The sequence below is a fragment of the Pantoea sp. SGAir0183 genome (assembly GCF_043545505.1).
The window spans coordinates 2377277-2395652 of sequence record NZ_CP028053.1 but is presented as its reverse complement, the minus strand read 5'-3'; the positions used below and the strand labels follow the sequence as shown (position 1 = coordinate 2395652).

Below are 18376 nucleotides of genomic sequence, written 5' to 3'. Positions count from 1 at the left end.
TGTCTTTGAAACCGCCGCGCCGGTACCCGACGCGGTAAGGTTATTAAAAGCTCGTCCAGCCGTCGTCGGCATTGTCCGCCTTCGTGGTAACCGCCTTCGTCTGGCGTGGAGACATGACCGTGGGCGCGACACCGTCCGTCGCCACCGTGGTCGCCGGAGAACCCAGGCTGAACACGGAAACGGCCTGTAACAGCATGTCGGCCTGTTCTTTCAGACTGGATGCGGCAGACGCGGATTCTTCCACCAGTGACGCATTCTGCTGTGTGGTGCTGTCCATTTCTGTCACGGCGGTGCCCACTTGCTCAATGCCACGCGCCTGTTCGGCACTGGCAGTGGTAATCTCTTCTACCGTATCTGTCAGTTTGCCCACAGCAGACAGAATGCCTGACATGGTTTCAGACGCGTGAACGACCAGTTCATTTCCCTGGCCTACGCTTTGGGCGTTTGCCGCGATCAGCTGGCGAATTTCACCGGCTGCGGTGGCGCTGCGCTGTGCCAGCGATCGCACTTCACTGGCGACGACCGCAAAGCCTTTGCCGTGCTCGCCTGCACGGGCGGCTTCCACCGCGGCGTTAAGCGCAAGGATATTGGTCTGGAAAGCGATCCCGTCGATAACGGCGGTGATTTCAGCGATACGGCCGGAGCTGTCGCTGATGGATTTCATGGTGCCGGTGATCGCCTCTGTCGCGTCACTGCCTTTATTGGCCACTTCACGCACACTGACCGCCAGTTGCCCCGCCTGACGGGCATTGTCGACGTTATTTTTGACCGTCATACCCAACTGCGTCATCGTTGCGGCGGTCTGTTCCAGCGAGCTGGCCTGTTCTTCGGTACGTTGTGAAAGCTCTGCATTACCCTGAGCAATCTGTGTGCTGGCCGAGGCAACACTCTCCGCGTTTTTCCTGACCAGGCTGACCGTATTGATTAGCGAATCCTGCATTTCGCGGATGGCGGACAACAGTTTGCCCGTTTCATCTTTACCCGTGGTTACGACGACACCACTCAGATCGCCGTGGGACACGCGATAGGCGGCCTCAACCGCTTCTTTCAGTGGACGTGTAATACTGCGGGTGATAATCGCGGCGGATATGGCGGCCAACAGCAGCGCAACAATCCCGGCAATAATGAGTATCATCAGCGCATCGGCGCGATCTTCCCCCGATTTGTCGGCCGCGTATTTCATGCGCGCTTCCTGAAACGTCTGCATCTCTTTCAGCGACGCCATGAAGTCACCCTGCGTCTGGTAACGGGGGCCAAAAAGCAACTGCGTCGCCTCATCACTTTTTCCCTGCTGAGCCAGCGCGACAACCTCATCGATAAAAGGCAGGAACAGGGCTGAGCGGGCGTTCAGTTGGTCAAAAATCGCTTTGCCCTGAGACGTGCTGACCTGTTTGCCCATCTGCGCGATCAGCGTATCCACTTCATGACGTTCCCCACGGTAATCACTTATGGCTTTCTCTCTTTTCGTCACGTCTTTAAGAAGAATGGCATTTCGTGCCAGACGGCTCATATCAGAGGTGTAATAGCGCAACGCAGCAGACGAGGAGGATTTGCTGTAGAGCGCGCCCGAGATCTCATCATTGGCGTTGCCGAGTGAGTTAATTTTTATCACGCCGATCAGGACCATAAAAATAACCAGCAGCGCCATAAAGCCGAAGGCGGCCCCAAGCCGTATTCCAATTCTGATGTTGTTCATATGCATTCCATAGTGTCAGGCCCCGGCATGAACGAGCCCGATGGGCGAGCTGATGCGAAAATGTTTTACGTAAAGGTCGGAAGGTGATCGGTATAAAATTTTGTAAGGTTAACTATCGCCAGTCGTGGTATCGGCATTATTCGGCAAAGGCTTTAGGTGAAATATTCACTTTGAGTAACATTTACTCAAGTAAATAATTTGTTAAATAAAGCACGGCTGAGTGGCGGTCTTATGGCCTCGTGCGGCGCATCGTCAGAACGAGACCGCTAAAAGCCGTGACAGGCGTAAACTGCCAGGTTCAGAAAGGACGTAACCCGTCGGGTGAGGAAAAAACGTGTCTGTGTCGATATGGCCGCCAGACAGCAGCGGTAGCGGGCGCAAAACGGCCGGACAGGGCGCGGACCCACACCGCAACGAAACAGACGGAAAGGCGGTTCAACGGTTGATGTCTCAGGTAACGCCCGTGCACAGGCCCGTTACTTGCCTATTCCCAGCTGCAGTTTCCGTTGGCAATTTCGCTCAACGGTTCTTCTCGCCACGGCCAGGGGTGCCTGAGCACCACGCGGCTGGCGAATTTGGCAATGCCGATTTCGTCGTCCAGCAGCCGCGCCATTAAATCCTGAAACCGGTAAAGGTTGGGGGCGATGATTTTCAACAGATAATCGTAGCCGCCGCTGATGTTGTAGCACTCGACAATCTCCCGATACTGACGGGCACCGGTTTCAAACCGCAGGAAATCAGCAGGGTAATGACTCGCCAGGGTGATCTCGGAGAACACCACCAGATTGCAGCCCAGTTTATTCAGTGAAATCCGGGCGGCATAACCGGCGATAATGCCGCTCTGCTCCAGACGGCGGGTTCGCGCCAGACAGGGACTGGGGCTGAGGTTTATTGCCTCAGCCAGTTCGACAATCGAACAGCGCCCCTCGCGTTGCAGATGCTCAAGTATCCGGATATCGGTGCGGTCAGGGAGCCTGGCATGTGACATAGATGGCGTATTCTCTCAGGTTGAATGGCCCATGCGTGCTGCGGTGGCGTCCGTCAACGCCTGGTCGAGCACGTCGATTATTATTTCCGCCTGTTCGGCCGTCAACACCAGAGGAGGACGGATCTTCAATACGTTATGGCCCATGGCGCAGGCACTCAGCAATACGCCTTTTTGCCGCATCCGGTTCACCACCTGACTGGTCAGCCAGCGGTCGGCTGCGCGGCTCTGCCGATCAGAAACCAGTTCCACGCCGACAAACAGGCCCGCCCCCCGGACATCGCCGATGGCTTCGTGCCGGTGGCTCAGGCCGCGAATGCCTTCCAGCAGCCTGTTCCCGGTTTCACGCGCATGCGCAATCAGTCCCTCTCGCTCAATGGTATCCAGCACCGCCAGGGCCGCCGCGCAGGAAACAGTATTACCGGCAAAGGTATTGAAGTAGCGGGAGCGCTGCCCAAACTCCGCCAGCACGTCGGCTGTGGCCAGTAAACCGGCAACAGGCTGACCGTTGCCCATGGGTTTGCCCAGCGTCACGATATCCGGTCTGAGTCCGTGACGTTGAAAACCCCACATGTTTTCGCCCGTGCGGCCAAAGCCGGGCTGGACTTCATCGGCGATAAACAGGCCGCCAGCCTGCCGGATGGCGTTCACCGCGCCGTGCAGGAAGCCGGTCGGGCCGGGCAGGATCCCGTCGCTGGTAAAGAGTGAATCCACGATCAACGCAGCAGGCTGAATGCCGTGACGTTGCAGATCGGCAATGGCCATTTCCACATCCTGGGTAAAACGTTCGCTCAGATCGACACCGTCGGCGTGATAGGCGCGCGGGGCAGGGACCAGCCGAACATGCGGCCCCAGATCGACGCTTTTGCCCAGCGAGGGTGAGAACTGTGAGACGGCGTCCGTAATGCCATGATAGGCGGTTTCGGTCACAATAATTCCGGTGCCACCGGTCCGGATTTTGGCAATACGAAAGGCCAGATCGTTGGCTTCACTGCCCGTGCAGGTCAGCATCAGGTGAGCCAGGTGGGTTTCAGGTACCGTCGCCAGCAGGCGCTCAGCCAGGGTCAGAATCGTGTCATGCAAATAGCGCGTGTTGGTGGCCAGCGTTTTGACCTGATTGCAGATGGCGTCCGTCACCGCCGGATGGCAGTGCCCCAGCGATGTCACGTTGTTATACACATCCAGATAGCGGCGCCCTTCGGGATCGAACAGCCAGGCACCCTCACCGCGCACGATGTGCAGAGGATGTTCATACATCAGGCGATAGGCCGGGCCCAGCAACGCATCGCGGCGGTCAATCATCGCCACGGTCACCGGGTCAACATCGGCCTGCCCGGGGATATAGGCATTAACCATATTCAGGTCGGTGGTGCTTTTCATGAAAGTCTCCCGTATCAGAGTTCGGCCAGCAGGCGATCACGTGCCGTGTCGCGGGACAGGTCTGCCAGCATCGACAGCGCCTCCCAGGCGGCAGGATTGTGACGCATGATGTAAGCGCGGTTATGTGGATAGCGGGCCGCGCGCCATTCGGTAATCAGAACAGTAATCAGATGACGCGTCGCCATCAGGTCGGTGACAAGAGCCTGTTCCAGATCGGTGAGCGGCAGGGTTTTGTGGTAGGCACCGACGAACTGCGCAGCCCCTGCGAAGGGATCGTCACAGCCGGTCATCTGAAAGGCCGCGGCAGTGGCCACTTCGCCTACCAGCGGTGCATAGATCATGTCGCCAAAGTCAATGATGCCAGTGAGACGCTCCTGTTCATCTGGCGCAACCAGCACGTTATACAGGTGATAATCGTTATGGATCACCTGCGCCCGCAGCGAGCCAAGACGCGGCAATACCTGGGTGGTGAAGCGCATCATAAATTTTTCTGCGAGGCGACGCCGTGCCGGATCGATGACTGCCTCCAGTTTGTCCATCAGGCGATGCGCGGCGGAAACATTCCACAGCAGATCGTGGCGGGCGGCCGGATGTGAAAAACCCTGCAACGCCAAATCCAGCCGGCCCAGACAGCACGCCATGGCCCGACGCTGTGCGGGGGTAGGTTGGGTATCCCTGACCTGAGTGCCCTCCAGCCAGCTCAGCATACGAACCAGCGTGGTGCTCCCTGCTGGTAACGTGACAGCGTCACATTTCTTACCCGCTGATGTGCGCACGACGCGCGGTGTGGGCAGATCCGGTGCTACCTCGGCGATATGCTCAAGCGCGGCGATCTGGAAATCGACAATCGCCTTCGCTTCGGCGGGATTACTGATTTTCAGGACAAAACGCGTACCGGTCCGGGTTTCAATGCAGCAGTTCTGGTCGCGTTCGCTTGCCAGCGGCTGCACAACGGTATCCGTCATACCGTACCGCTCTGCCACTAACGCCTGTACGGCAGATAACGACAGCGCAGGCGCGGCGGTATTCAGGGCGACAGCCTGATGTGTCTCAGTTTCAGACATGATGTTTCCCTGCCGTTGAAGAGATTACAGGCCCAGCAGGCCGGGAAGCTGGCGGAAGTCGGTCAGGCGGTTCACACCGTAACCGTCAATGGCCGGCTCATGACCGCGATCGATAAACGCCCTGGCCATAAAGCCCAGATCGCACGCTGTCATCAGGTCATAACGAAAACTGGATGAACAGTGCATCATCTGTTCGGGGCCGCAGCCCAGTTGGTCGAACATATACTCAAAGATCCGGGCACGCGGCTTGTAGGCCTGGGCTTCTTCGGCGGTGTACACCGCATGAAAGGGCGCGCCGAGACGGGTAACGCTGTGCGGGATCAGGTCGATCATGGAATTGGATAAAATCACTAACGGAATATGCTGTGCTATCGTCGTCAGCGTCTCAACCACATGCGGATGAGGTTGCCAGCTGGCCACGGCAGCATAAAGCGTCTGCGCATCGCTTTCCTGATAGACGACGCCATGGGCATGACAGGCGCGCTGAAGCGCATTTTCAATCACCTGGTAAAATGGTTTCCAGGCACCCAGCACCTCATCAAGCCGGTAGAAACGAAAATGCGCCAGGAAAGTCGCCATGTGCGCTTCGCTGACCCGATCGGCATAAATGCCCTTTGCCGTTGGGCCCATTTCGAAATTGATTAGCGTGCCATAGCAATCAAAGCTGATAAATTTTGGCCTGAAAATCATTTGCTTAACCTCTTTCATGTGGATGAAAGAAGTATATCGCGCGACACAAACACATAATTTCTTATTACCGCGACAAAGAAGGGGTTTTTGCTCAATTGCGGCCGCTTTACGGCATCGGGCCGGGTGGTGTGGAAGATCCTCACTGACGGGGCAGGCTGAAACGGCGGGACCGGACGTAATGATGCCCAAAAACGTAGTGCGTACGGGCATTGTGTTTTACACTGCGCGCTGCAAAAATTAAGGTGATAAACGATTAAACAGGCGACAATGGCGATGAACGGTACAATTACTACCTGGTTTCAGGATAAAGGCTTTGGTTTTATTAAAGATGAAAACGGCGATAACCGTTATTTTCATGTCATCAAAGTTGCCAATCCTGACCTGATTAAAAAAGATGCCTCGGTCACGTTCGAACCTACGACGAATAATAAAGGGCTGTCAGCGTTTGCGGTGAAAGTCCTGCCGGAGAGTAAATACATTTATATTGCGGGTGAGCGCATCAAACTTACCGCGATTAAATCTTACGTTGTTTTCAGTGAAGACGTTCCGGCAGATGCAGGGATTGATAAAGAAAACACGGTGCTGTCGGTGGGAATACTGATGAATAATATCCGACCCAAATCAGCGCAAAAGACGAAAGCGATGCGCACCCTGAAAAAACTGGCGATCACGACCTTTCAGGGCGCAACCTTAATCTTCACGGAAGATGAGATTGATATTGACGCTACCGTCAAAATGCTCAAAGTCTGATGCCCGATAACGCCGCTGGCCCGCTGGGACGACGGCCTGGCCGACAAGGCGATGTTCATGGAGCGAGGTCATGCGCCGCCAGCAGCGCCGTTATGACGCACCTGCCACGCGCCGCAGATCCGTACCTGACCTCGCGCTTTCCGCCTGTCTGCCGACGCAAAAAGGCGGGGCGGTAACGCCTCAGGCTCACTTCTACACCCTAATTTCACCGATGCAGAGACGACCATGACAAAACTCACTCTTCAGGAGCAGTTATTAAAAGCGGGACTGGTAACCAGTAAAAAAATGGACAAGGTCCAGAGAACCGCGAAAAAATCACGCGTGCAGGCGCGCGAAGCGCGAGAAGCCGTAGAAGAAAACAAAAAAGCGCAGATCGAGCGGGACAGGCAGCTCAGCGAACAGCATAAACAAGCGGTGCTGGCGAAAGAGTATAAAGCGCAGGTGAAGCAGTTAATTGAAATGAACAGAATCGTCGTGGCAAAAGGTGAGATCGGTTTTAACTTCACGGATAACAACCTGATTAAAAAAATCATGGTCGATAAACCTGTGCAGACCCAACTGATTAACGGTCGCCTGGCCATTGCCCGTCTGATGGCAGAAAACAGCGACGAGCCGCACTACGCGATTATTCCGGCCAGCGTCGCGGATAAGATCGCGCAGCGCGATCCCGACAGCATTGTCTTAAACAGCGCACTCAGTCAGGACGCGCAGGAAGAGGACGATCCTTATGCCGATTTCAAAGTGCCAGACGATTTGATGTGGTAATCCACGCGACATCAGCCGCTTCAGACCGCCTCCGCCTGGTCGCGGGGCGCAGAATAACCGCATGGCGTTTTACCCCTAAAACGGACTGTCATGACGGGCCTGAATCGCGTCTCCGCTGACAGGATGGTTAAAATGCAGCTCGCTGGCATGCAGCATCAGTCTGGGTGCCCGTGCGCTGTGCGGCGGCAGACCGCCATACCACTCACAGCCTAAAATAGGGTGCCCCAGGTGCTGACAGTGAATACGCAGCTGGTGAGTGCGACCGGTTTCAGGACGTAACTGCACCCGCGTGACCGGCAGAGACGGCCCGTCATCTGGGACATACGTAAAACGCGCCAACACCTGATAGCGCGAGCGCGCTGGTTTGCCGGTGCGTGCGCAAATCGCCATCAACGGAAACTGCTTCGCAATCGGCGCATCCACTCTTCCCTCATCGTGTTCAACGTGGCCGCAAAGTAGCGCGGTGTAAACTTTGCTGACGCTTCGCTGACTGAACTGCGCGCACAGGGCGGCATTGATCGCCTTATTACGGGCAATGACCATCAGCCCGGAGGTGCCGAAATCCAGCCGGTGAACCAGGGTACAACCGGGAAAGCGCGCTGCCAGCCGGAAATGGACCGAGTCCTGATTTTTCGGGTGCCTGCCGGACAGGCTCAGCAGCCCGCTGGGTTTGTTAATCAGCAGCAGGTGCGCGTCCTCATAGAGGATCGCGATCGCCTCATGGCAGGGCGGCGCAATAACATCGTCGAACAGGGCAGACATCAGGCAGCCTCAAAGGGAAGCGGGCGCGGATAGTAACCCATTTTCCGCCCGCAGGCGAATCACGCCAGGCGCAGGATAAGCCCGCGCACGCTGCGTTAGTTAATGCCGGTCACAGCGGCTAACGGCTGATAGCCAGCGCGGTGATCGCTGGCGTGCTTACCGGCAGGCCGGACGTCATCGGTTCACTGCGGGGATCTGACCAGATCAGCACGGTTGCGGGCACCGCGCCAGTAAGCTCCGGGCGTGACACGCTGTTCACCGCCTTGTTGCAGGCGGGAACAGACATCACGACAGGGCGCGACAGACCAGGCGCATCCTGCCAGCTAACCGGGCCCGCGCCACAACAGGCTGCATTATCTTTCCGTCTTTCCCTGGCGCTGGCAGCGACACAGCCGGTTACGGGGCGTCAAAAAAGGTTAATAAAAAATACCTAAAGGTTTTTCATGAATACCCGTTATAGATAAATGCAGTGTGATCATTATAACTGCATAAAAAATAACGAATCAGGGCTGCTGAATAAAGGGAATGGCATTCATGATGAACAAAATTATCGTTACGGGCACGCTGGCTTTACTCTTTCTGACGGGATGTGCGGAGAATAAAAATACGCATTTGATCAAGGCGGAGAACGGCAGTTCACTAACCGTCAACACGATTTTCGCACCTACCGATATGAATAATAATACCTACGCGGATGTTAAACTGCGCCAGGTCACGCCGGCCCGAGCCGGGACAGGAATGGGAATAGCGGTACTGAGTGCCGTGCTGGGGGGCGGCATCAGCACGGGTTCATTTGATAAGAATAACTACAAGGGCAGTGATATTGACAGCATGCCGGAACCTACCGCCGCGTATTTCACGCCCAAAGCCGACGTCAAAATCCAGCAATGGCTGAATAAAAATGGCGGGGGTTATGCTTACACACAACCCTTGTTCATTGCTGCCTCAAAATGGTCGCTGGTGTACACCGATATGTCGTCCGGCAACAGTAACTACGATTTAACGTATCGGGTCCTGTTTTATAAACGTCCGGAAGGCGGCACGATCCTGAGTCCCTATGTGGTTTCGGAATGTGAACCCGCGCATGTCACCGCACCGCTGAATGACTGGACGGCCAACCATTACGCCAAAGTCACGCAGGTGACGCAAAAGATGATGGATGCCTGCCTGCTGGAGCTGGATAATCAACTGCCACGCTTACTGAAAAAATAGTGAGCAGTACGGCCTGTTTTAACCGGCAGGCCGTGCAACAAGCGCCTTAGTCTCCGCTGTAAATCCGTCTCCCAACGTCCTTTATCCGCTGCGCCATAAAGATAATGACCACAGCAATTAATTTTCAGGCCGCGCCTGCCGATAATCTAATCACAACTCTGAACGGAGGGCGTTTCGATGTCTGAACTTAAACTGTCTTTATCTGCGGATGATACGCGCACACTGATCATTCGTGCAGGTTTTATGCTGCGTAATTTACGTAACAGCCTACGTGAACTGGGCTACGATCAAATCCTGTCAGAGGTCGCGGGCGGGATCCCGGATGCCCGCGCGCGTCTGGGCTATGTGGTGACTATGACCGAAAATGCGGCCAGTGAGGTACTGGGCTGCGTGGAGCTGACACAGCCTGCGCAGACAACGCTACAGGATAAGGCGGAAAGTCTGCTGGCGCGCTGGAACAGCACGGCTATCACACCGGAAAACGAGGGCGCGGCACGGGCGCTGGCGGAAGAAACGCGCACATGGCTTGGCACAGTGCCGCAGTTAACCGGTTTCACCCGTCAGCAACTTCAGGCGGTGATGATGGCTCAGGGTTTCCAGGACCTGACGGGCCAGATTATCCAGCGCATGACGAAAATGCTGAACGAGCTGGAAGTCCACCTGGTTCAGGTGCTGAGGGATAACGTGCCCGCACAGCCTGTGGCCAAAGTGGCCAGTCCACCGGCTGCTGCACAGCCATCAGAGAGCCCGTCAGCCTCGCAGGATGACGTGGACGATTTGCTCGCCAGCCTGGGACTCTAAGGCTGGACTCGCTCTCTTTAAGACCGATCTCTTCCGGCATACTAAAGGGTTGCCTGCGCCATTCGTCAGGCAGGGGGGCGACCTCTCAGCGATACCGCCCACCGGCGCCTTTTTCGCAACACCGACGGCACAGCGGGACAGATTTCTTCTCCCGTTTTGCCAGCCGCACCGCGCATCCTGGCGCGGTACTGTCAACGGCGGCAGTCGCGTATGCCTGCCTGGCCGTCGGCTGTCAGGGCTTGCGCTGACATAAACATCCCCACACAAAACGGCGATCCGCTGCTTCGCGAAAGAATAAAAATGCTATAAATAACAGTTAATTGCATTTGGCTGTCTCGGGCCATATGCATGCTGGCAGGGCTTTTTTGCCGACAGGTCAGTCAATTGTTAAAAAATTTCATAAACTAATGTGCGCAATGACTTCATTCGTAGATAACCGGGAACACAACGGTTACTGATTTTAGTGACTTATCCGACAACTCAGGTTGCTGACGGACTATAAGGGGAAATGATGCCATTACTTATTGGGGAGTTATCGGGTGCGCCAACATGGATACCTGCTGTATTGCTCGTCACGCTTTCATTTATCGTGGGCTTTCTGGCCCGGTTTATTTTTCTCAGGTTCATCCGCTTCTGGCAGAACCGGGACCGAAAACTGTTCAAATCACTGGAAAAGCACCTGCGCGGTTCGCTGTTTCTGTTTATCCCCTTGGTGTTGATCAATATCGGCATTAACTACATCGATCTGCGTCCTGAAACCGTGGCGTTTATCACCTCCACCGCCAATATCTTTATCATTTTATCGATTTGTTCCATTTTGATTCGGTTGACCAATGTGGCGCAGGATATGCTTTTTATTCGCTACGATATCAATCTGTCGAACAATCTGCGTGCCCGTAAGATTCGCACGCAGTTAATTTATGTGAAAAAAGTGGCCATCGTGATCCTGGTCTCGCTGAGTCTGTCGATGATCTTGCTCAGCTTTCCCGGCGTGCGTAAATTCGGCACGACCATCCTGGCCGGTGCGGGCGTCGCAGGCATCATCATCGGTTTTGCGCTGCAAAAGTCGCTGGTTAACCTGTTTGCCGGTATTCAGATTGCCTTTACCCAGCCAATCAAAATTGATGACGCTGTTGTGGTGGAAAAAGAGTGGGGCTGGATAGAGGAGATCAATCTGACGTATGTGGTCGTGCGTATCTGGGATCTCCGTCGGCTGGTGCTGCCGATTACCTATTTCACGGAAAACGCCTTCCAGAACTGGACGCGCAACAACGCGCAAATCCTGGGCTCGGTGTTTCTGTATGTGGATTACTCCCTGCCGCTTGAGCCGCTGCGTCAGCATTTCGAGAAAGTGCTCAGTGAAACCAAACTCTGGGATCAGCAAACCCAGGTGCTTCAGGTCACCGACACCTCTGAAAAAACCATGACAATCAGATTATTAATGACGGCACAAAATTCGCCCACCGCCTGGGATTTGCGCTGCTACGTGCGGGAAAAAATGATCGAATTTATTCAGCAGAACTACCCGCAGAGCCTGCCGCATGTCAGGGCAACGCTGACTGAGACGGACTCGCGCTGACGCCAGGGGTTCTCACGTCTGTATTGAGGCAGGAGGCTGGCTCACCCGTGTGGGGCAAACGGGCGTGGGGCAAGGAAAGTGTGGCGTTAAGCCACAGGCGGGCGCGACGTCTGGACTGCATTGACACGCCGGTCTCAGGGACGGTCAGCGACACCGCTGCGTGCGGGGCGGTGGCGTTCCTGGCGGACAGCATGATCGAGCAAGATAACTGCCGCTGTCGACTGTCCGCCAGGGACAGGCTTTGTCATGACGACGCCCACCTGTTCCTGGCGGTTTGTGCCGAATTTATTGCTCACTGGCGGCGGTTGCCGCCTTTTTTACACCTGGAATGCCGCGACCATGCCGCGCAGCGCATGCGCCTGTTCCGACAGTGAGCGTGACGCCGAAGACGATTCTTCAACCAAGGCGGCATTGTTCTGCGTCACGCCATCCATCTGGCTCACCGCGATACTGACCTGCGAAATGCCCTGCATCTGCTCGGAGGAGGCCAGAGAGATATTATCCATGGCGTCAGCCAGTTCGCCGACCATTCCAACGATTTTCAGGATGCTCTGCCCGGTTGAGGAGGCAACCGTCACGCCGCTTTCCACCTGTTCAACGGCCTGTTCTATCAGCGTTTTAATGTCACGTGCTGCTGTAGCGCTGCGCTGGGCCAGCGTGCGCACTTCGCCCGCGACCACGGCGAAACCGCGTCCTTCCTCGCCGGCACGGGCCGCCTCAACAGCCGCGTTCAGGGCCAGGATATTGGTCTGAAAGGCAATGCTTTCGATCACGGCGGTGATGTCGCGCACTTTAGTGGCGCTGACCGAAATGTCATGCATGGTGTGCGTCATGCGCTGCATGTCAGATTCGCCCGTGCGGGCAAGCTGTGCGGTTTCACGTGCCGAATCGGCCGTCTGCTGTGCACCGGCCGTATTGCTTTTCACCGTGGCCGTCAGCTGCTCCATGCTGGCAGCCGTCTCCTGCAAAGCCGCCGCCTGCTGTTCGGTACGTGAGGACAGTTCGGTATTGCCCTGCGCGATTTCATCGGCAGCCAGCGCAACGGAGGCCGAAGCCTCTTTAATCTGGGAAACCAGCGCACGGAGCCTGGCTTGCATGACGTCAAGGGAGGCCAGCAGGCTGGTGGTGTCCTTGCGGCGCAGTGACACGGCGGCGGTCAGATCGCCGGCTGCGATGGAGGCGGCCAGCGCCTGCGCCTGTGCCGGTTCACCGCCCAGCTGGCGCATCAGCACGCTGATAGTGACCGCACAGGCACCGACCGCGACAATCACAGAAGCGGTGGCCAGTAGCATCAGAATCAGCGAGGCGCGGGCAGTAGAATGGCTGTTTTGTTGCACAGCAGCCTGGCTGTTTTTCTCCTGAATCTCTGTCATATCGCGCAGAGCATTCAGTAACTTAGTCTGAACAGGACGCACGTCCTTTAACAGATAGTCCGTGGTTTCTTTATCAAGATTGGCCAGCCCGAGCCTGGTTGCCTGATCCAGGGCGGCAAACGTTGGTCCTTCGCTGTCGGTAATTCTTTTGAAAGCCTCACGACCCGCCGGCGTAGAGTCGGTTGCCAGGATAGCGCCGAGCGCCTGACGGTTAGCAATAAAGAGCGCTTTCTGTTTCTGAATCCGCGTGACTTCAGGCTGCATCGCCTGGGTGTCGCTGAGTAGCGCGATATTCCTGACGGCAATGCCCATATCTCTGACTTCACCGTACATGGATTGCGCTAACTGATACTTTTTCATCTTGATGTTGACGGTATCGTCCATGCCTTCACGGGCATGATGCAGGGCCTGTTGGGCGATCCCGGTGCACAGGATGAACAAAAGAATAAGCAGGCCAAAACCTGCAATAAGGCGTGTGGATATTTTCATTATTGTCTCATTATGTAGGTTAAATTTGCTGTGTTTGCGTTCGTAGCAAAAAGGACATTACTTTTTACGGCTACGTTTAAATCGTATCAGAAATAAGCAGTTTTGCTTTTTCGTGCGCACATTTTGCCGAACAGGCCTCATCACATTTTCCAATGACGCATGGCCTTGTCACTTCAGCGTGAGCATGACACCATCCTTGCCTGTCTATACATGTACTGTCACCCTGCGTTGGCGTCCGCCGGACGTAAACAGCAACGCACCCCATACACTGCCCAGTGAGGAAATGATGCCAGCCGAAACATCTGCAGCAGGTTATTCAGGCGTTGAGCAACCGCGCCTCTCTGAAAGCCGTTCCATTGATTACATCCCACTGCGGGAGCGACATGGTCATCCTTTTAGCCAGTTCACATTGTGGTTTGGCGGAAATCTGCAAATCACCGCGATAGTTACGGGTGCGCTGGCGGTGGTGTTGGGGGGCGATGTGGTCTGGTCACTGGTGGGATTACTGGTCGGACAGATCCTGGGCGCAGGTATCATGTCATTACATGCGGTTCAGGGGCCGCGCCTGGGTTTACCGCAAATGATCACCAGCCGCATGCAGTTCGGCGTCTATGGGGCGGTCATTCCGCTGCTGCTGGTATGCATGATGTACGTCGGTTTTTCGGCCAGCGGTACCGTGCTGGCCGGTCAGGCGCTGGCTAAGCTGGTGCATGTCAGCAATGCGACGGGGATGATCCTGTTTAGCGCGATAATCATCGTCATTGCGGTGCTGGGGTACCGGGTGATCCATCAGCTTGGCAAACTGGCCAGCCTTATTGGTGTACTGGCTTTTGCTTATCTGTTTATCACATTGGTGGTGACGCATGACTTAACGCCTGTCTGGCAGAATCAGCACTTCACGCTGGCTCATTTCCTGTTGGCGGTATCGCTCTCCTCCTCATGGCAGATCGCATTTTGTCCTTATGTCTCCGACTATTCGCGCTATTTGCCTGCGAATGTCTCCGCGAAAACGTTGTTCTGGTCAGTGTTTTTCGGCACCGTAACGGGGACGCAGGCGTCCATGACGCTGGGTGTGATTGTCGCGGCGCTGGCCGGAAAGGCGTTTGCGGGCAACGAGGTTGGCTATATTGTCAGCCTGGGTAGTACGCCCACGATGGCGATGGTGATCTATTTCGCTATCTGCTTCGGCAAAATCACGTTCACCACCCTGAACGCTTACGGCAGTTTTATGGCACTGACCACTATTGTCTCGGGTTTCCGCCGGCAATCCGCAATGGGTCGGGGTGCACGCATTCTGTTTGTGGTCCTGATGGTCAGTGTGGCCTGTGTGATTGGATTGCTGAGTGAACCCGCTTTTCTGAAAACGTTCACCCATTTTCTGCTGTTTTTACTGGCGTTTTTCGTGCCATGGAGCGCGATTAGCCTGATCGATTTCTATGTGATCACCCAGGGCAAAGTGGATATTCCTGCGCTGTCACAGCCAGACGGACGTTATGGCCGCTGGAACAGGGTGGGGATTACCGTTTATGTCCTGGGTGTGCTGGTACAACTGCCGTTTATCGACAATCCACTTCATCATGGTTCACTCACCTGGCTGTTTGCCGGTAACGATGTGTCGTGGTGTATTGGCTGGTGCATCACGGCACTGCTGTGGTGGATGGCCCGCCGCTGGGATCGCCGGGGCACCCCCGTCCATTCAGTCTCCCTGGCAGAATAGCCGTTGCCATGTTTTCTGGCGGCAGGTAAGACGGCTTAACGGGGGAATGGAAAAGCGGTTTACGGCATCTTCCCCGTCTGAACAATGGACAACATCGCGTCACAGGCATTTCCGAAAGGGACCCGATGAATCGTCCTGACCGTATCGATGTTCATCGCAAACCGGGCACAGAACCGCCTCCGCCCGTACAGGATTCATGCGGTTACGCCTGCCTGCGGGCGTTGCCGTCAACGTAACACAATGCTGTTCACAGAAGCGGGAGATCGCATACGAACAGCATGAGCCCCCTGTCACGGGAGATGTCTGATACGCCGCGTTTTATCGTGACATGTTTACTAACAATATTCTGTAAAGTAAGTTTTCGCCCTCCCAGCCGCGCTATGCGCGACTTTGCCGTATTGGCTTTGCTTTCTGTCCCCTTTGTCCCACCCGAATTTCATTTTGTCATCTATATAGATTTCCCTGTCAGCCGTTACTGACAGGTGAAGGAAACACACATTTTCATTTGCAGAGATCTTTCCGGCAAATGTATTCAGCAAAGTCGGACTACACACAGCAGTAGCAACATTATCGGGGAAAACACCATGAAAATTGCCACACGTCTCGCTGCAGGCTTCAGTCTGCTCATCCTGCTTTTTGTGCTCTGCACAGGCATTGCGTTTCACGCACTCTGGCAGGCACGGGACGACATGGATAATGCCGTCAACAATAAAATGTATCGGTACAATCTGATCCAGGATATGCGCAGTGCTGCCCGGGATATGTCCGTTGCGGTAAGAAATATTGCCTTACTGACCGATGCAAAAGAGAAGCAAACCGAGTGGGAGCGGGTGCAAAACCAGAAAGCGAACTACCTGGCGAAACGCGAAAAACTGGTGAGCAGCATGTCACAGAATGTATCAGCCGAAGGAAAAAATGCCCTGGAGAACCTGCTCGCTAAAGATGACCAGGCGCTGAACCTGATCACCATGGCAGGCCAGAAGGCGATGCAAAGCGACCAGGCGGCCACGATTGATTACCTGCTGAAAACGGTACGGCCGGTACAGCGGAAAATGCTGGATGCACTGGATCGGCTTTCTGAAATTCAGATGGAGGTGAGTCAAAAAACGGTTTCTGATGCCAGAGAGTCAGCGTCACGTACGGCCAGTCTGATGGCGATAATGGTCTTTTTGTCTCTGGTTGTTGCTGTGATGGCCTGCGTTATCATTATCCGTACGCTGATGCGCCAGCTGGGCGGCGAACCGGCGCAGGCACAGGTGCTGGCAGCATCGATTGCGTCCGGAAATTTAACGTCACCTGTCACACTTCGTCGTAACGACACGACCAGCCTGCTGGCCTCCCTTCATGTCATGCAGGCCAACCTGCGCAACATGGTCGCGAATATCCGGGATACGTCGAACGCTGTCGCGTTAGCCGCCGATGAAATTTCCAAGGGGAATGCCGAGCTTTCTTCCCGCACCGAACAGCAGGCGGCAGCTTTACAGGAAACGGCCGCCAGCATGGAGCAGCTGACGGCCACGGTGAAAAGCAACACCAGCGGCGCACGGCAGACCGCCGAATCTGCCCGCGAAACCGCCCGTCTTGCCCGAGGCGGCGAAGAGGATGTGCAGCGGATGGTCGATACCATGCAGGACATATCCATGAGCGCAACGAAAGTGCGTGATATTACGACCGTCATTGAAGGCATCGCTTTCCAGACCAATATTCTGGCGCTCAATGCTGCGGTTGAAGCGGCACGCGCAGGCGAAGAGGGCCGGGGATTTGCGGTAGTGGCCGGTGAAGTCAGAACGCTTGCGCAGCGCAGCGCTACGGCTGCGCGCGATATCAAACTGCTGATTGAAGAGGCGGTAGGTCAGGTAGAAAACGGCACCACGGTGGCGTCTACGACCGGACAAAGCATTGTCAACATTGTGGGGAGGGTGAACGAGCTGGCTGAGGCTATGGATAATATTTCTCTGGCTTCCTCTGAGCAAATGCAGGGCATTTCGCAGGTCAGCATCGCGGTGAGCCAGATGGATGGCGTAACGCAGAACAATGCAGCCCTGGTCGAGGAGTCATCCTCTGCCTCCCATTCGTTGTCAGAACAGGCGCATGCGCTGCGTAACATGGTGGAGGCATTTCAGGTCTGACAGATCACCGCCCGCCGGGCTATCCGGGCGGGCGGTGCAGTAACCGGATGAACCCTGTTATCTGACGCAACGTCATGAATGTTGAGGGGGATATTCTTACTGTCTCAGCTGACAGCGAGTCATTATCAGCATGACACGGGTGACTAACAGGATGCGCCTGGCTGCGAAAATCAACGCCCGGTGAGGCGCAGCCCCTGTCAGGGCTTTCTGATGCGCGCTGACCGGCTGATGGCGAAAGCCGCCTGTGAGACACTTTTCTGTTAACGTAAATATGTCCCGCGCCTGCGTCGTAAAAAAATAACCTCATGTTCACGATGCCGTTTAAAAAAGCAGACAGCAGCAAAGCGTTTATATGGCTGCAATGACACAGCATTGTAGAAAAGAGGAAAATACTATAAGGCTCTTAAAATAGTGCGGTGTTTAATTGAGTTTTGCGAAAAATTAACATCTGATTACATCTCTTATGGTATTCCCTACAGTAATAATGCGGCGCTCAACTACACTTTCTGCGCTGCGCTATACAGTGTCGGCCTAAAGGTGGCAGTTTATTGATTTTTGTTAGCCCGGCATGCCGGGCTTTTTTTATGGCTACAAGTAATGAGTTATCGCTTAAGGATAAATTAAAAATAGGGTTTTATGCGTTGCCGGTTCATCACTGTACAGGCATTCAGCGTGGCTGATGACGTAAAATGTCCCCGTATTGAAAACGACAGGGTAACGGTTTAATGGCGCGCTCCGCCACGCAATTTTCCATAATGATTTGTTTTAAAAGGGTTTTTATGGGTTTTTCGTGTGGTGAGGCTGGCTGTCGCATCAGAAAGCAGCAGGACGCCGCTCAGCAGGGTGAGGACGCGATGCAGGATTTTTCTCCCTTACAAAACAGCGCTCCCGCGTATAGAAAAAATATTTAAATATGTCATTTAAAATACTGTTTAAATTTTCTTGATGGCTTTCCCCTTTTAACAGGAAAAGTGAAAGATAAAG

General features: G+C 54.9%; 15 protein-coding genes. 7 read left to right on the top strand and 8 right to left on the bottom strand.

Going from position 1 to position 18376, the window contains the following annotated elements; all coding sequences use genetic code 11:
• Positions 1-43: 43 nt before the first annotated feature.
• The 5 genes from C1N59_RS11105 to C1N59_RS11085 all read right to left on the bottom strand — a co-directional run bounded on the left by C1N59_RS11105 (position 44) and on the right by C1N59_RS11085 (position 5815).
• Entirely contained in the window at positions 44-1696 is a 1653-nt protein-coding gene (locus C1N59_RS11105) for a methyl-accepting chemotaxis protein (protein ID WP_394549502.1), read from the bottom strand.
• Between the two features lie 484 nt (positions 1697-2180).
• Positions 2181-2684 carry an Lrp/AsnC family transcriptional regulator gene (locus C1N59_RS11100; RefSeq protein WP_033741252.1) on the bottom strand — a complete coding sequence of 168 codons (504 nt, stop codon included), beginning with the start codon at positions 2682-2684 and terminating at the stop codon, positions 2181-2183.
• A gap of 15 nt (positions 2685-2699) precedes the next feature.
• Positions 2700-4061, bottom strand: coding sequence for an aspartate aminotransferase family protein (locus C1N59_RS11095; RefSeq protein WP_394549501.1), 1362 nt, complete (start codon positions 4059-4061; stop codon positions 2700-2702).
• 14 nt (positions 4062-4075) lie between these two features.
• A complete protein-coding gene (locus C1N59_RS11090; RefSeq protein WP_394549499.1) occupies positions 4076-5125 on the bottom strand; it encodes a phosphotransferase in 1050 nt (349 codons plus the stop codon).
• A gap of 24 nt (positions 5126-5149) precedes the next feature.
• Positions 5150-5815 carry a haloacid dehalogenase type II gene (locus tag C1N59_RS11085; RefSeq protein WP_039340502.1) on the bottom strand — a complete coding sequence of 222 codons (666 nt, stop codon included), beginning with the start codon at positions 5813-5815 and terminating at the stop codon, positions 5150-5152.
• 267 nt (positions 5816-6082) lie between these two features.
• On the opposite strand from C1N59_RS11085, the gene C1N59_RS11080 reads away from it, so the two are divergent.
• Together C1N59_RS11080 and C1N59_RS11075 are read left to right on the top strand one after the other, a co-directional pair.
• Positions 6083-6565, top strand: coding sequence for a cold-shock protein (locus C1N59_RS11080; protein WP_033741260.1), 483 nt, complete (start codon positions 6083-6085; stop codon positions 6563-6565).
• Between the two features lie 225 nt (positions 6566-6790).
• Positions 6791-7330, top strand: a complete 540-nt coding sequence (locus C1N59_RS11075; RefSeq protein ID WP_039340501.1) for a DUF2058 domain-containing protein — start codon at positions 6791-6793, stop codon at positions 7328-7330.
• Between the two features lie 75 nt (positions 7331-7405).
• Here the strand turns inward: C1N59_RS11075 and C1N59_RS11070 are convergent, their stop codons facing one another.
• Positions 7406-8092 carry an RluA family pseudouridine synthase gene (locus C1N59_RS11070; RefSeq protein ID WP_394549497.1) on the bottom strand — a complete coding sequence of 229 codons (687 nt, stop codon included), beginning with the start codon at positions 8090-8092 and terminating at the stop codon, positions 7406-7408.
• Positions 8093-8210: 118 nt separating this feature from the next.
• Positions 8211-8342 (bottom strand): hypothetical protein, encoded by a 132-nt coding sequence (locus C1N59_RS11065; protein ID WP_394549496.1) that lies wholly within the window; start codon positions 8340-8342, stop codon positions 8211-8213.
• Between the two features lie 287 nt (positions 8343-8629).
• On the opposite strand from C1N59_RS11065, the gene C1N59_RS11060 reads away from it, so the two are divergent.
• From C1N59_RS11060 to C1N59_RS11050, 3 genes are all read left to right on the top strand, one after another.
• Positions 8630-9304, top strand: coding sequence for a hypothetical protein (locus C1N59_RS11060; protein ID WP_253274972.1), 675 nt, complete (start codon positions 8630-8632; stop codon positions 9302-9304).
• 177 nt (positions 9305-9481) lie between these two features.
• Complete coding sequence (locus tag C1N59_RS11055; protein WP_394549495.1) at positions 9482-10105, top strand: protein phosphatase CheZ; 624 nt, start codon at positions 9482-9484, stop codon at positions 10103-10105.
• Between the two features lie 511 nt (positions 10106-10616).
• Positions 10617-11684 (top strand): mechanosensitive ion channel family protein, encoded by a 1068-nt coding sequence (locus C1N59_RS11050; protein ID WP_033741268.1) that lies wholly within the window; start codon positions 10617-10619, stop codon positions 11682-11684.
• Between the two features lie 317 nt (positions 11685-12001).
• Here C1N59_RS11050 and C1N59_RS11045 read toward each other — a convergent pair whose 3' ends face one another.
• The gene (locus C1N59_RS11045) at positions 12002-13546 is read right to left on the bottom strand and encodes a methyl-accepting chemotaxis protein (protein WP_394549494.1); all 1545 of its coding nucleotides are present in this window, start codon (positions 13544-13546) and stop codon (positions 12002-12004) included.
• 286 nt (positions 13547-13832) lie between these two features.
• Here C1N59_RS11045 and C1N59_RS11040 point away from each other — a divergent pair, with 286 nt between their 5' ends.
• The gene (locus tag C1N59_RS11040) at positions 13833-15263 is read left to right on the top strand and encodes a purine-cytosine permease family protein (RefSeq protein WP_394550829.1); all 1431 of its coding nucleotides are present in this window, start codon (positions 13833-13835) and stop codon (positions 15261-15263) included.
• 584 nt (positions 15264-15847) lie between these two features.
• On the top strand, positions 15848-17392 hold the full coding sequence (locus C1N59_RS11035; RefSeq protein WP_394549493.1) for a methyl-accepting chemotaxis protein: 1545 nt from the start codon (positions 15848-15850) through the stop codon (positions 17390-17392).
• The last annotated feature ends 984 nt before the right edge of the window (positions 17393-18376 follow it).